At 60.0% G+C, this 14,432-nt stretch carries 11 protein-coding genes and 1 pseudogene; 4 read left to right on the top strand and 8 right to left on the bottom strand.

All coding sequences use genetic code 11. From position 1 onward, the window contains the following. The 6 genes and pseudogenes from KDL09_RS02805 to KDL09_RS02785 form a co-directional block, all read right to left on the bottom strand. Nucleotides 1-501: ThuA domain-containing protein (locus KDL09_RS02805; RefSeq protein ID WP_294381081.1), on the bottom strand; the 501-nt coding region annotated here is incomplete at its 3' end. Between the two features lie 15 nt (nucleotides 502-516). Beyond that, a complete protein-coding gene (locus KDL09_RS02800) occupies nucleotides 517-1,518 on the bottom strand; it encodes a hypothetical protein (RefSeq protein ID WP_294381080.1) in 1,002 nt (333 codons plus the stop codon). 247 nt (nucleotides 1,519-1,765) lie between these two features. Further along, entirely contained in the window at nucleotides 1,766-2,704 is a 939-nt protein-coding gene (locus KDL09_RS02795; RefSeq protein WP_294381078.1) for an HNH endonuclease, read from the bottom strand. A gap of 54 nt (nucleotides 2,705-2,758) precedes the next feature. Next, complete coding sequence (locus tag KDL09_RS02790; RefSeq protein ID WP_294381076.1) at nucleotides 2,759-4,399, bottom strand: fumarate hydratase; 1,641 nt, start codon at nucleotides 4,397-4,399, stop codon at nucleotides 2,759-2,761. 160 nt (nucleotides 4,400-4,559) lie between these two features. Beyond that, a pseudogene (locus KDL09_RS25145) lies at nucleotides 4,560-4,775 on the bottom strand (hypothetical protein); the annotation flags it as partial. A 45-nt stretch (nucleotides 4,776-4,820) separates the two neighbouring features. Continuing rightward, entirely contained in the window at nucleotides 4,821-5,204 is a 384-nt protein-coding gene (locus KDL09_RS02785; RefSeq protein WP_294381074.1) for a molybdenum cofactor biosynthesis protein MoaE, read from the bottom strand. Between the two features lie 178 nt (nucleotides 5,205-5,382). Between KDL09_RS02785 and KDL09_RS02780 the strand changes: the two genes are divergently transcribed. Both KDL09_RS02780 and KDL09_RS02775 read left to right on the top strand, forming a co-directional pair. Continuing rightward, a complete protein-coding gene (locus tag KDL09_RS02780; protein WP_294381072.1) occupies nucleotides 5,383-10,050 on the top strand; it encodes a PVC-type heme-binding CxxCH protein in 4,668 nt (1,555 codons plus the stop codon). Between the two features lie 33 nt (nucleotides 10,051-10,083). After that, on the top strand, nucleotides 10,084-10,338 hold the full coding sequence (locus tag KDL09_RS02775; protein ID WP_294381070.1) for a hypothetical protein: 255 nt from the start codon (nucleotides 10,084-10,086) through the stop codon (nucleotides 10,336-10,338). On the opposite strand, the gene KDL09_RS02770 is transcribed toward KDL09_RS02775, so the two are convergent. After that, nucleotides 10,339-11,820, bottom strand: coding sequence for a PLP-dependent transferase (locus KDL09_RS02770; RefSeq protein WP_294381068.1), 1,482 nt, complete (start codon nucleotides 11,818-11,820; stop codon nucleotides 10,339-10,341). Nucleotides 11,821-11,840: 20 nt separating this feature from the next. Continuing rightward, nucleotides 11,841-13,022 carry a PLP-dependent aspartate aminotransferase family protein gene (locus tag KDL09_RS02765; RefSeq protein ID WP_294381066.1) on the bottom strand — a complete coding sequence of 394 codons (1,182 nt, stop codon included), beginning with the start codon at nucleotides 13,020-13,022 and terminating at the stop codon, nucleotides 11,841-11,843. A 76-nt stretch (nucleotides 13,023-13,098) separates the two neighbouring features. On the opposite strand from KDL09_RS02765, the gene pyrH reads away from it, so the two are divergent. Together pyrH and frr are read left to right on the top strand one after the other, a co-directional pair. Beyond that, entirely contained in the window at nucleotides 13,099-13,836 is a 738-nt protein-coding gene (pyrH, locus tag KDL09_RS02760) for a UMP kinase (protein WP_294381064.1), read from the top strand. Nucleotides 13,837-13,860: 24 nt separating this feature from the next. After that, nucleotides 13,861-14,427 (top strand): ribosome recycling factor, encoded by a 567-nt coding sequence (gene frr / locus KDL09_RS02755; RefSeq protein WP_294381063.1) that lies wholly within the window; start codon nucleotides 13,861-13,863, stop codon nucleotides 14,425-14,427. Nucleotides 14,428-14,432: the final 5 nt, after the last annotated feature.

The following is a 14,432-nucleotide window of genomic DNA, read 5'->3' as shown; positions in this document are numbered from 1 at the left end:
GTCCGGTGTCGGAATGCCGAAGGGCTCTCCATACATCTCCGACTGCTCGATCTCGATGCAGTCGCCGATGCCCGCGGCGATGGGATGCCCCGGATTCACCACCCACACGCGTTCGCGTTCGCCGGCCTCGCGCCAGCACAGCGCGCAGCTCGTGCCCATGAGGCGTTTGAAGACCTTCGACCAGTGTCCGGAGTGCAACACGATCAATCCCATGCCCGCAAGCACGCGTTCCTGCACGCGCGTCACCGTTTCATCCAGCACCTGGTCATGCGCTGCGTGTCCCCACCACAGCAGCACGTCGGTTTGATCGAGCACGTATTGGGAGAGGCCCTGTTCCGGCTCGTCGAGCGTCGCCGTGTGCACGTGGAAATCGCCATGCTTCGACAGCGCCTCCTCCAGCGCCCCGTGAATGCCGTTCGGATAAATGGCCGCGACGGCGGAATTCTCGCGTTCGTGGACGAACTCGTTCCAAATTGTCACACGGATGGGTCGGTTGGGCATGGCGGAACTCAGAGCCTACTTCTCGACGATTTCAAACTTCTGTACGCGATGGTTGTAGCTATCGACGACGAAAATCTCGCCGCGCGGGCTGATCGCGATGCCGTGCGGCGCATAAAACTGACCGGGCTCCGTGCCCTGCGTGTCGCCGAAGCCGCCAAGGTATTTTCCCTCCGGTGTGAAGCACTGCACGCGACCGCTCACCGCTGTGATCCACAGACGACCGTGCGCATCCATCGCGATGCCAATCGGCCCGACGAGCTTCGCGTTGAACGCGGTGAACAGGCCGCCAAAGCCGCCCGGCTTGTCCTCCAGCGTGCCCCACGCCAGCAGCGGCTTTCCTTCCGGTGAAAACTTCTGCACACGGCCCACGCTCGCCTCGGTGGTGAACACATCGCCCGCGCTGTCGAGCATGACGAAGTTCGGCCCGCCCACGCGTGATTTCGGATTCGTGTTCCCGCCGAACTGCCCCGGCTGCACGCCATACTCGCCCCACTTGCGCAGGAATTTCCCCTCGCGATCAAACACCTGCACACGCCGGTTCGTCTGGTCCGCCACGAAGACCTCGCCGCTCTTGCTGACGGCGACGCCACCGGGAAAATCGAACTCCCCGTCGCCCGTGCCACTTGATCCCCATTCGCGGATTAACTTGCCGTCCTGCGAATACACGCTCACACGATCCGGCACCTTGTCCTTCATCATGCGCGACGCCGGAAAATGTGTGAGGTAAAGCCGGTCCCCGTCCACCGTGATCCCGCCCGGATTCGGCAGCACCGCGAAATGCGCCAGCGGTTTCCCGTCCGCATCGAACTTCTGCACGCGGTTGTTGTAATGGTCGGTGACAAACACCTCACCCGCCGCATTCAATGCGACGCCGATGGGGATGTTGAATTCCCCCGGCGCCTCACCTTCCTTGCCCCAGGTGGTGATGAGTTTGGCCGAGACCGTTGGAACATCATCCGCCCAAACTCGCCATCCGAACAGGATGGCAAGAAACAGCAGAAGGTGGCATCGGTTCATATCGTGACCTTGATGGGCGAACCGGAGGTTCGCAAGATGATAGCCGATGGTGAAACCACCGGATCAGCACCCCCACCATCCCAAATCGGGGACGATGGGGCGGTTCGTGTCCGGTGGTTCCCGGTCGCTTCGCGACGTTGCTTCGCTGTGCTCGCCCTTCGGGCAGCCTTCGGCTGGCTGTCTCGCTTCGCTCGGCTCACCACCGGCTAATCTCTTTCGAGCCTCCGGCTCGACCTAATCTTCAATATCAGGTCTGAGGCTCGTATGGGGCATCCAACTCTTCTTGTTCAAAATACCTTGGCGGGATGTGCCATGTCTCTGTGAGTGTGGCACCCATCAACCCCATGAAGTCATGGACGCAGAACAGGCCTTTTCGCGCAAAGAAACTCGGCCTTAGGTCTTTTCGCACAACCTCGCAGAACTCGTTTAATGCACGCACAAAGTTAAAAAGAAGCATGGTCGTGTTACGATCCCATTTCATGTGTTCAGCTATTGCTTTTTGCTTCGTTTCGAAGTCGTCCTCCGGCACATCACGGTAGCGTTTTCTTGGCATAATTCGTGGGTCACCAGGAATCATTTCTGATTCAGACATATAATAGTCGAGATAAGCGCGAGATCGGGTGATTAGATTTGAGAGGGATGCCTCGAAATGTTTATCTCGTCCTGGCATGATCGACCGGAAGTGTTCAAACCCGATCTGATAGACGTCTTCGGGGAAATCGACAGGCATGATTTTTCTAAACAGGCAATCGCAAAGCCATTCCCAGTTCTCCAACCTGAACGCCAAGGCCACTCGATCTATGAAGTCATCGTAAATCTGGAGTTGCAGATCAATTTCCTTTCCCAACTGCTGCTCAACCCACAGCTCGTGTTCGCGCTTAATCGTGTGGAGGCGTTCTATTGGCCAGTCGGCCTCGTCTTTGTCGATAAGTGTATGATGCGTTGGGCAAAGAAGAATCAAATTGGGATACTTGTCCCTTTCACTGACAGGCAACGTTGATATGCCCCGTGCATTAACTTGCGAATTTTTGCGGCCTACAATGTGCGCCATTTCGCCAACTATCACATTGTTCGGGGCTTTTTCTTCTGCCGAAACCGATACCAAGGGTTTTCTACAATCTGGCATCGAGCATCGACCGGCGGCTTTGCCCCAAAGGAGATGTGCGTCTTTGGGTTGAATCGCCATGGCGAGTGTTTGCTGGATGCTTCTAACGGGAACTGTTCAGGCTGGATGATATCCTCAATGCTTCACCGAGCATCCCGGACCGACGGTCTGGAAGAAGTCGTTTCCTTTGTCATCGATGAGGATGAAGGCGGGGAAGTCCTCGACTTCGATCTTCCAGATGGCTTCCATGCCGAGTTCGGGGAACTCGACGACTTCGACCTTCTTGATGTTTTCCTTGGCGAGGATGGCGGCGGGGCCGCCGATGCTGCCGAGGTAGAAGCCGCCGTGCTTTTTGCACGCGTCGGTGACCTGCTGGCCGCGGTTTCCCTTCGCGATCATGACCATGCTGCCGCCGTGGCTTTGAAAAAGATCGACGTAGCTGTCCATGCGGCCCGCGGTGGTGGGGCCGAAACTGCCGCTGGGCATGCCGGCGGGCGTTTTGGCGGGACCGGCGTAATAGACGGGGTGGTTCTTGAAGTAATCCGGCAGCGGCTTGCCTGCATCGAGCATCTCCTTGAGTTTTGCATGCGCGATGTCGCGCGCGACGATGATGGGGCCGTTGATGAGGAGGCGCGTGGTGGTGGGATACTTGCTCAGCTCGGCGCGGATCTCGGCCATGGGGCGATTCGTGTCGATGCGCACGGCGTTGGTGTCTTTGCGATGGCGCAGCTCCTCGGGGATGTATTGCAGCGGATTCGTCTCGAGCTTCTCGATGAAGACGCCGTCCTTCGTGATCTTGCCCTTCGCCTGGCGGTCGGCGGAGCACGAAACGCCGATGCCGATGGGCAGCGACGCGCCGTGACGCGGCAGGCGGATGACGCGAACGTCGAGCGCGAAGTATTTCCCGCCAAACTGCGCGCCGATGCCGCAGGTGCGTGCTTCCTCGAGCATCTGCGCCTCGAGTTCGACATCGCGGAAAGCACGGCCGTGCTCGTTGCCGGTGGTGGGGAGGTTGTCGTAATACTTCGTCGAGGCCAGTTTGACGTGCTTCATCGTTGCTTCCGCCGAGGTGCCGCCAATGACGAAGGTCAGGTGATACGGCGGGCACGCGGCGGTGCCGAGCGAGGTCATCTTTTCACTGAGAAACTTCACGATGCTCTTCGGATTCAGCACGGCGCGGGTCTCTTGATATAGGAAGGCCTTGTTCGCCGAGCCGCCGCCTTTGGCGATGAAGAGGAATTTGTACGCTTCGCCATCGGTCGCGTAAATGTCGAGCTGCGCGGGCAGATTGGTGCCCGTGTTCTTTTCGGTGAACATGTCCAGCGCAGCGTTCTGTGAGTAGCGCAGGTTGTTCTCCGTGTAGGCGAGATAGACGCCCTTCGACAGCGCGCCTTCGTCACCACCGCCGGTCCAGACCTGCTGGCCTTTTTTGCCCATGATGATGGCGGTGCCGGTGTCCTGGCAGAACGGCAGCAGGCCCGCGGAGGCCACGTCGGCGTTCTTGAGCATCGTGAGCGCGACCATGCGGTCGTTCTCGCTCGCTTCCTTGTCATCAAGGATGGCGGCGACCTGCTTCAGGTGCTTCGGACGCAGGAAGAAATTGATGTCATGAAACGCCTGGTTTGCCAGCAAGGTGAGCGCTTCGGGATCGACGACGAGCAGTTCCTTGTCGCCGACCTTCTCGACGCGGACGTGTTCCTTCGTCAGCAGGCGGTATTCGGTGTCGTCGGCGCCGAGTTCGAGAAGAGGCTGGTAGTGGAAAGGGGGCGTGGGCATGGTGATATGCGCGGATACTGAAAAGCATCCGCGCCACCGCAAGCCACAGTGCCGCTCTTCGCCGCTTTGAAGGCAGACGAGGCTCACTCGCGGAAAAAAGATGTCGCGGGTGCTGCCGTCGAAAGCGGCCCGATTTGAGGCAGCAATGCCTGAACTGGCGGTTCGAGCCGCACGGGCACAGGTCCCTGCGTCCCAGCTTTTCCTCCAGCCATTTGTCTCCGCCGACGATGCGCACGCCGCGCTTCACCTGCGTTTCGCTCGGGAATCCCCGGCGACGTTTACTGCTCCGCTCGTAGAAAGCAGAAGCGGTCGTTTTCTTCGTGTGTGTGTTGGTTCTTTGCCATGACGACCTCCTTGGTGGGTTGAGGCCGTGCATGTAGCTGGAAAAACAACCCGGGCAATCGGTTTTTGATGTTCAGAGTCACTGCGCAAAGACAGGCTTCTTCCAGATCGGCACGTGGGTTTTGATCTCCTTCAAGTACCAGCGGCACAGCTCAAAGGACTCGGCGCTGTGTTTCGTGCGCACCTTGATGACGATGCTCGGCTCTTCGGCGGCCACGAAGCCGAGGCGATGCTGGATGAACACGCGATGCGGGCCGTGCTCGCGTTCACCACGCTCGACGAGTTCATGCAGCATCTTCTCCGCCATGGGCAGGTAGGCGCTGTAATCAATGCCGGAGATTGGTTTGCCCTCCTCCTCACCACGCACGGTGCCGAGAAACTGCGTCTCCGCGCCCTCGCCCGCCTTAAAGACGGTCTGTGCGGGCTGGATGGGTTCTTCGCTGAGGATGAAGACAGGCGGCATGGGTTCAAACTACCACAGAGATCACGGAGAATCACAGAGACATGAATTTCGGAACTCGGTGCCTCTCTGTGAACTCTGTGGTGAAAAAATCCAACGCCAACTTTCCTCCAGATGGCCGATGGCGCATAAAACTTGTCTGCCAACGCCCATTTCTGATAGCGTTGGTTTTCTCCCAACCATGAAAAGCATTCTTTTCGTCCTTCTCGCGGCCTCCAGCCTTCACGCCGCCACGCAGATCACCTGGAAGCGCCAGCAGTTGCACGGTGACTTTTACTCCGAGGGCGCCGCGATCGGCGACATCAATGGCGACGGCAAACCGGACGTCGTGGCCGGGCCGTTTTGGTGGGAGGGGCCGGCCTTTGAAAAGAAGCACGCCTACTACGAGCCGAAGATTTTCAGCATCAATGGCTACTCGGACAACTTCTTCGCCTACGTCCACGATTTCGATGCGGACAAACGAAACGACATCCTCATCCTCGGCTTCCCCGGCAAAGAAGCGCGGCTTTACCTGAACCCCGGCGTGCACGACGACAAGCCGTGGCCCATGCACATCGTCGCCGACGTGGTGGACAACGAATCGCCCGTCTTCACCGACATCACCGGCGACGGCAAACCGGAGATCGTATGCAGCACCGGCGGGAAGTTCGGCTGGTTCGCTCCGAACTGGGCCAAGCCGACCGAGAAATGGCCCTTCGTCGCCGTCACCGACGACATGAAGGTGGCGAAGTTCACCCACGGCCTCGGAGTCGGCGATGTGAACGGCGATGGGAAGCTCGATCTGCTCGAAGCGCGTCGCTGGTGGGAGAACAACGGCACCGACCAATGGACGCAGCACAACTTCGCTGCTGGTGTCGGCGGTGGTGCGCAGATGTTTGCGTATGACTTCGACGGCAACGGCACGAGCGATGTCTTCACCTCGCTGGCCGCGCATCGCTACGGCGTGTCGGTTTTCCTGCAACACAAGCCCGCTCCGGATCAGCCCACGTGGAACCGCGTCATGCTCGCGAGCGAGCAGCCGCAGGACAACGACTACGGCATCGTCTTCTCCCAGCCGCACGCGGCGTATCTCGCGGACATCGATGGCGATGGCATCCAGGATATCGTCACCGGCAAGCGCTACTGGGCTCACAACGGCCACGATCCCGATGAGCGCGGCGCACGCGTCATCTACTGGTATCAAACGAAGCGCGATGGCAAAGGCGGTGTCGATTTCGTCCCGCATCTCGTCGATGCCGAGAGCGGCGTCGGCGTCGATGTGCAGGTCGGCGATGTGAATGGCGACAAGCTGCCCGACATCGTCGTTGGCAACAAAGGCGGCGTCTTCATCCTCACGCAGGAGAGGAAGGACACGACTGCCGACCTCACGCCGAAGAAGCTCTACGGTCCCGCGCTCAAGCCACAGGCCGAATATGCCAAAGGCCAGTCGCCTGCCGATGCGCTCAAGTCCATGCAACTCCCCGGCGGTTTCAAAGCCGAGCTCATCGCCGCAGAGCCCGATCTCGTGCAGCCGATCGCCTTCGCTTTCGATGAGCGCGGCCGCATCTGGGTCGTGGAAGGCAACAGCTATCCGAAACCGCGCGAAGTCGGCGCCGGTCAGGACCGCATCAAGATTCTCGAGGACAAGGACGGCGACGGCGTTTTCGAAACGAAGAAGATCTTCTGCGAAGGCCTGAATCTCGTCAGCGGCATCGAGCTCGGCTTCGGCGGCGTTTGGGTCGGCGCTGCGCCGTATTTGATGTTCATTCCTGATCGGGATCATGATGACAAGCCGGATGCGGCCGAAGCGGGTCTCTTTGGAAAAGCGATCCCGCAAGTCCCCGGCCTCAACTTCACTGCCTACGCCCTCCTCGACGGCTGGGGTAATCAGGACACGCACGAAACGCTCAACAGCTTCATCTGGGGTCCGGATGGCTGGTTGTATGGCTGCCATGGCGTCTTCACGCACAGCCTTGTTGGCAAGCCTGGCACGCCGGACGATCAGCGCCAGCCGATCAATGCGGGCATCTGGCGTTATCATCCCGTGCGGCATGAGTTTGAAATCTTCGCGCACGGCACCAGCAATCCTTGGGGGCTCGATTACGACCAGTACGGCGAGTTCTTCGTCACCGCCTGCGTCATTCCGCATCTCTACCACATCGTGCCCGGCGGACGGTATCAACGGCAAGCCGGGCAGCACTTCAACGCGCACACTTACGAGGACATCAAGACCATCGCCGACCACGCGCACTACGCCGGCAATCCGCGCCCCGATGTCACCTTCGACAAAACGACCGGCGCAGGCGTGATGAACAACGACACCAACGCGCTCGGCGGCGGTCACGCGCACTGCGGCCTCGCTATCTACCAGAGCAGCCTCTTCCCGCCGACGTATCGCAACCAGCTCCTCTTCGGCAACCTCCACGGCCATCGCCTCGTCGCGAACTACACCGACCCGCACGCCAGCACCTACGTCGGCAAGCATGGCAGCGATTTCATGCGGGCGAACGACATGCACTTCATTCCGGTGACGCAGAAGGTCGGCCCCGACGGCGCGCTCTACGTCAGCGACTGGAGCGACCAGCAAATCTGCCACCGCGGCAGCGGCGCCGTGGAGCACTGGGATCGGAGCAATGGGCGGCTTTACCGCATCACCTACGACGGCTGGAAACCGTGGAAGGGTGATCTCGCGAATGAAACCGATGAAGCCCTCGCGAAGCTCGCGGTGCAGACGGAGAACGAGTGGGAGTCACGGATGGCTAGAAGGGTGCTCAGCGAGAGAGTGGAAATTGACCGACATAAAATCATTCCAATCCAAGAATCGGCGTTAAAGACAAGCGTACTTTCGGAGCGTTCTACAATTCGTTACTGCTGGCTCTCAACAAGCCTCATCATGGCAGGAAATAGGAACTATGAAGTAGAGGTGCCGGAACCGAATAAGGAATTGGAAACCTGTCGGGCTTGGGCGGTGCGAACTTCACTGATGAATCCCCGGCTGGAATCACTCAAAAATCTTGCTCAACAAGATCAATCACCAGTTGTGCGTCGAGAAGTTGCTTCGTTGCTGCAGCATCTCGCCATCGACAAACGCGCCCCCATTGCCACCGCACTCCTCAAGCATGGCGAGGACAAGGACGATCCGATGATCCCGCTGCTCATCTGGTATGGCATCGAGCCGGTGGTGGCGGCGGACCCGGCGGTGGGGATGCAGCTCGCGAAGGCGTCGAAGATGCCGAAGGTCACGGAGTTCATCTACCGGCGCATGGGTTCGGAGGAAGCGGGTCGAACAGAGTTGTTGAAGCTGGCGGCGGCGACCGAGGAGGCCGATCAACGCGCCACGTTGATCAACACCGTTCTGCAAGCCGGGCTGTCCGGAAACACCGTTGCCCAACCGCAGGAGTGGCCTGCGTTGCGTGCCAAGCTTCTTGAAGGTGTGACGGCGAAAATCGAAGACCGGCGGCAGCAAATCCTCACGGAGATCGAAGGCCTGATGGGAATCTCCTCCGCGCTGGATGAACTGCGTGCACTGCTGACCGCTGACAAAGCCAGCGAACGCGGCAACGCGTTGAAGATCCTCACGATGCGCAAAGATGCGAAGACGGCACCCTTGCTTCAGCAGATGCTCTCCTGGAAGCCGATGATCACGCCTTCCTCGCAGCGCGAGCTGCTTCAAACGCTCGCCGCCCTCAAAGACCCCAACACACCCGCGGTCGTGGCAAAACTCCTTCCTGATCTCTCACCAGCAGTCGTGCCCGATGCGGTAAACACGCTCGCCTCGACCAAGGAAGGCGCGAAGGCGTTGCTGAAGGCGGTGGAAGCCAAGACGGTGCCAGCGACGGCGTTGTCACCGTTTTTGGTGCGCCAGCTCACCGCGTTCGATGACAAGGAGGTCAACGCCTTGATCAAATCCGCGTGGGGCGATGTGAACGCGCCCAAAGCCGACCTCGCCGAGCGCACGAAAAAGTATCGCGACCTCCTCACGCCCGCCAAACTGGCCAAAGGCGATCTCGCGAAGGGCAAGATGCTCTACACCGCCACCTGCGGCCAATGCCACAAACTCTTCGGCGAAGGCCAGAACGTCGGCCCCGACATCACCGGCAGCAATCGCGCCGATCTGAACTACCTGCTCGAAAACGTGCTCGATCCCAACGCGGTGATCGGCAAGGCCTACCAGCTCAATTTGTTCACCATGAAGGACGGCCGCGTCATGAGCGGTGTCATCAAGGACGAAAGTCCTGCCGCCGTGAAGATCGCCATGATGGGCGGCGTGGAATTCACGCTGCCGCAGGCGGACATCGCCAAGCGCGAGGTCTCGAAGCTCAGCACGATGCCAGAAGGGCTGTTTGATGCCCTGCAGCCCGCGCAGGTGATTGATTTGGTGAAGTATCTTCAGAGTGGCGCCGCTGCGGGTGGTGCCAAAGGTCCTGCGAAAACCGTCGAAGGCGCGCTCGAAGGTGAATCGCTCAAAGTGCTCGAAATCACCGGCGGCAAAACGAGCAAGCAGGGCATGGGCGGCTTTGGCAGCGAGTGGAGCGGCGGCGCGCAGCTCTGGTGGACCGGTGGCAAGCCAGATCAGAAGCTCACGCTGGCCATCCCGGTCAAAGAAGCGGGCAAATACACGCTCTACGGAGCGCTCACGATGGCCAAGGACTATGGCGTCGTCAGCATTACGCTCGATGGCAAACCGGTGGCGTCGTCGTTCGATGGCTACAACGCATCGAAGGTCATCCACACCGGCGAAAAAGAGTGGGGCACACATGAACTCACCGCCGGCGAGCACCAGCTCACCTTCACCCTCGCCCCGCCGAATCCGAATGCCGTGCCCTCCAACATGGTCGGGCTCGATTATGTGAGGCTGGAGAAGAAGTAGCTGATTCGTTGCCAGCCGGAGCTACGTCTCACCATGCGCGATCTCCAATCCACCAAGGCCATGTGGCTCAAGGGGTGGCTATTCCTTGTCATCGGCCTGATGTCCGCGGCAGTCCTGCTCATCGAGAACTGGAGCTGGCGCAATGCGTTGCTGCTCGCGTTGTGCGTGTGGGGTTTCTGCCGCGCCTACTACTTCGCATTCTACGTGATCGAACGCTGGGTTGACCCGAAGTTCAAGTTCAGCGGGCTGGGAAACTTTTTGCTCTTCCTGTGGCGATCAAGGAAGTGATCAAACGAGCGCCAGCGCTTCGTCGAAGCGCGTGATCAGCTCCTGTGTGTCCTCCAGTCCGGCGGACACACGGATGAGCCAGCGGCTGACACCGACGCTTTCGACCCAGTCGAGCTCTTCGTAGTGTGCGAGGAGGGTGTAGGGACACACGAGTGTGAAATTGGTGCCGAGGCTGGGGCCTTTGCATGCGCGGAGGGCGTCGTAGAACGTCGCGCTGGTGTGTTCCGGGTTTTTCAGCGTGAAGGAGCACAGGCAGCCGTAGCCACCGTTCTCGCGGCGGATGAGTTCGTAGCCGCGCCCACCTTCATTCGCGGCATGCCACACGCGATCCACTTTGGGATGCGAACGCAGATGATCGGCGAGCGTCTTCGCGTTGCGGCTCATCGTCGTGGCGCGCTGGACGAAGTCGCGGCTATTGAGTTCGAGCGCCACTGCATCACCGCGCCAGAGTTCGTGATCGGCATTTGCGGTCAGGAACGCGGAGAAGGCGGCGTGATGCGGTGATTTGCGGTTCAAAACAACGCTGCCGGCCAGAACATCGCCAACGCCGGAGAAACTCTTCGTCAGACTCGTGGTGACGACATCAGCGACGCGATGCGCATCGACATGTGCAACGGTGGAGATCGTGTCATCGACGATGATCGGCACGCCGGGCTGCGCCTCGGCACGAATGGCGAGCAGGCGCTCGAAATCGACGCAGCGGAGCAGCGGATTGCTTGGCGCCTCGCAGAAAATGCCCGCGAGCGGCTCGTTTTGCAGGAGCGCGCGGAGATCATCATACTCGCTGTCCTTGATAAGCGGCAGGAAGTGCGCACCGCTGCCGAAGAATTGCTGAAGCTTCAGCACATCGACATACGGGAAGTCGAGCTGCGCCGTTTTGCGGCTGGGAAACAGATGCGTGAGCATGCGATGCACCGCAAAGTTGGCCGCCATGCCGGACGGAAAGAGAAACACGTCCTCCGGCTGCTGATCGGCGAGCTGCGCGATGCGCTCGCGAATGATGCGATTGGCTGCTTTGCCTTCTTCAGCCGTCGCTTCGCTCCTGTGCTCGCCCAAGGCATCGCAGGCCTGGCGGGTGCTCACGCACTCGCCACAGAAGCGCCAGAACTTGCGCGCTTTCACATAGCTGTCGGCAGGGAACACAGCGACGCCGAGCTGATGTGCGGTCCATTCGACGGCGCGGCCGATTTCGATGAACTTCACGCAGCGTTCCGCATGCACGAGACGCGGAAAGACAAGGCAGCGTTCGCCTGCGCCTGCGAATTCCTTTTCAGCCGCTTCAAACAGTCGTGTGATCGCCGGCGGGCAGCAGAAGCGCGGATAGCCGGATTTGAACTTCGAGACGATCTCCTGATCGCCCTCTTCATAACCGACGACATGCTTCCACAGTGGCAGGCACACGGACACACCGAGGTCGTGATCGGGGATCGCCTTGCCGAGGTCTTCGGCGTGGCAAAGAGGGTGTTTGAGAAGATCGGACATCAAAGGAGAAAGCGCCGTCCTTACTTCTTCGCCAGAGCGCGGTCAATGTCCGCCCACAAATCCTCGACATGCTCGATGCCGACGGAGAAACGCACAAGACCGTCAGTGACGCCGGCGGCTTCGCGCGCGTCTTTGGGAATCGATGCGTGGGTCATGCTGGCGGGATGGGCGACAAGGCTTTCGATGCCGCCGAGGCTTTCGGCCTGGGTGAAGAGGCGCAGGCGGCGGATGAAAGCGAGGGTGTCGCTGAAGCTGAGGCCGAAGTCGGCCAGGAGCATGCCGCCGCCGGCCTTCATTTGCTTTTTGGCAAGCTTGTACTGCGGATGGCTCGGCAGGAAGGGGTAGTTCACACTGCGGACACGTTTGCGGCCCTTGCGTGCCTTGAGATCGTCGAGTCGCTTCGCGAGTTCGAGGGCGTTGGAGCAGTGGCGCTCCATGCGCACGGCTTCGGTCTTGGCGCCACGGGAGATGAGCCAGGCGTCGAATGGACTGGGCTGCAGGCCGATGGCTTTTTGGGCAAAGATCATCTTCTCCTGCCACTCGTCGGAGTTTGAGCAAACCGCGCCGCCCAGGCTGTCGCTGTGACCGTTGGTGTACTTCGTCGTGCTGAGCAGAGAGAGATCGGCGCCGAGATCAAGCGGCTGCTGAAGCAGGCTGGAGGCGAAGGTGTTGTCCACCGCGACGACGCTGCCAACGCTGTGTGCGGCGGCACTGAGCGCCTTGATGTCGAGAATCTTCAGCAGCGGATTCGTCGGCGATTCGAGCCAGACCAGCGCTGGCTTGAGCCGTGTGATGAGCTCATAGTTCTCCGGATTGGAGAGGTTGGCGTATTTGATGGTGACACCGAAGCGACGCAGCACCTTTTCAAAGATGCGGTAGGTGCAGCCGTAGATCTGCTGCTCTGACAGGATCAGATCACCCGCCTTGAGCGAGAACAGGATGGCGGAGATGGCGCTGAGGCCGCTGGCGAAGACGGTGCAGTGCTGTGCGTTTTCGAGGCTGGCGAGCGTGGACTGGAGGTTGCGGAAGTTCGGATTGCCGGAGCGTGTGTAGTCGAAGCCGGTGGGATTTCCGCTCTCGAAGGTGGAGGTCATGTAGATCGGCGGAATCACTGCGCCGGTCTCGCTGCGGTAGTCCTGGCCGACATGAATGGCGCGCGTTTCGAAGCGTGCGTCGGCGGGCAGGGAAGGGTCGTCTTTCATGGCGTGATGATGGACATGCAGAATTAGCTTTGCAAGGCCCCTGCGCTCATGCTTTATGAGTTAAATCTGATCTTTCATGTCCGACTCTTCTGCTCCTCGAAAATTCCGTCGTGTTCTTCTCAAACTCAGCGGTGAAGCATTGAGACAACCGGGCAGTACGGACAATATTTCCCCGCCGATCGTCGAGGACATGGCGGCGCAGATCAAGGCGGCGCATCAGACGGGGCTTGAAATCGCCCTCGTCGTTGGCGGCGGCAATTTCTGGCGCGGTGTGACCGCCAGCAACCGGGGCATGGAGCGTGCCACGGCGGACTACATGGGCATGCTGGCGACGGTGATGAACTCGCTTGCCGTGCAAAGCATGCTGGAGGCCATGGACGTGCCGACGCGCGTGCAGAGCGCAATCAAGATGGACAATGTGGCCGAGCCCTTCGTGCGCCGAAAGGCGATGCGGCATCTGGAGCTCGGACGCGTGGTGATCTTTGCCGCGGGCACGGGCAATCCCTTTTTCTCCACCGACACCACCGCCGCGCTGCGCGCCAGCGAGATCAATGCGGAGATCGTGCTGAAGGCCACCAAGGTGGACGGCATCTACGATTCCGATCCGGCGAAGAATCCGGACGCGGCGAAGTTTGACCGCATCAGCTTCCATGAGTGCCTGACGCGCCAGCTCAAGGTGATGGACGCCACGGCGTTCTCGCTCTGTATGGAGAACAACATGCCCATCGGCGTGTTCAGCATGAACGAACCCGACAACATCCGCCGTGCGCTCGTCGGCGAGCACATCGGCACGCTGGTCGATGCAAAAGGCTGAGCGAATTTAAAACCTGACACTGATATGGACACTGAACTGACGATGATGGAGGCCGAAGAGGCCATGACGAAGGCGGTGGAACACGCCATCCACGAGTTCGCCACCGTGCGCACGGGCAAAGCCTCGCCGACGCTTGTCGAAAACATGGATGTGCACGTGATGAGCTATGGCAGCCACATGAAGCTGAAACAGCTCGCCATGATTACCACGCCGGACGCGCGTCTGATCCGCATCGAGCCGTTTGACTCCTCCACGCTGCAAGACATCGACCGCGCGATCCGTGAATCACGCCTCGGCCTGAACGGCAGTATCGAAGGGAAGGTGATCCGCCTGCCGATACCGTCGCTCTCCACCGAACGCCGCGAACAGATGGTGAAGATGTGCAAAACCCTCGGTGAAGAAGCTCGTGTGCGTGTGCGCTCGGTCCGACGCGATGCGCTTGAAGCGCTCAAGAAGGGCGAGAAGGACGGCCAGATCACCGAGGACGACCTCCGTCGCCTGGAGAAGGACGTTCAGACGCTGACCGACAAAAGCATCGCTGAAATCGACCAGCATGTGGCGTCGAAAGAGAAAGAGATCATGACGGTCTGATTCCC

Source organism: Prosthecobacter sp., from assembly GCF_020439865.1.
In the GTDB taxonomy this organism is placed as follows: domain Bacteria; phylum Verrucomicrobiota; class Verrucomicrobiia; order Verrucomicrobiales; family Verrucomicrobiaceae; genus Prosthecobacter.
Note: the sequence above shows the minus strand (reverse complement) of the source record. Positions and strands in the feature narration are given on the sequence as shown.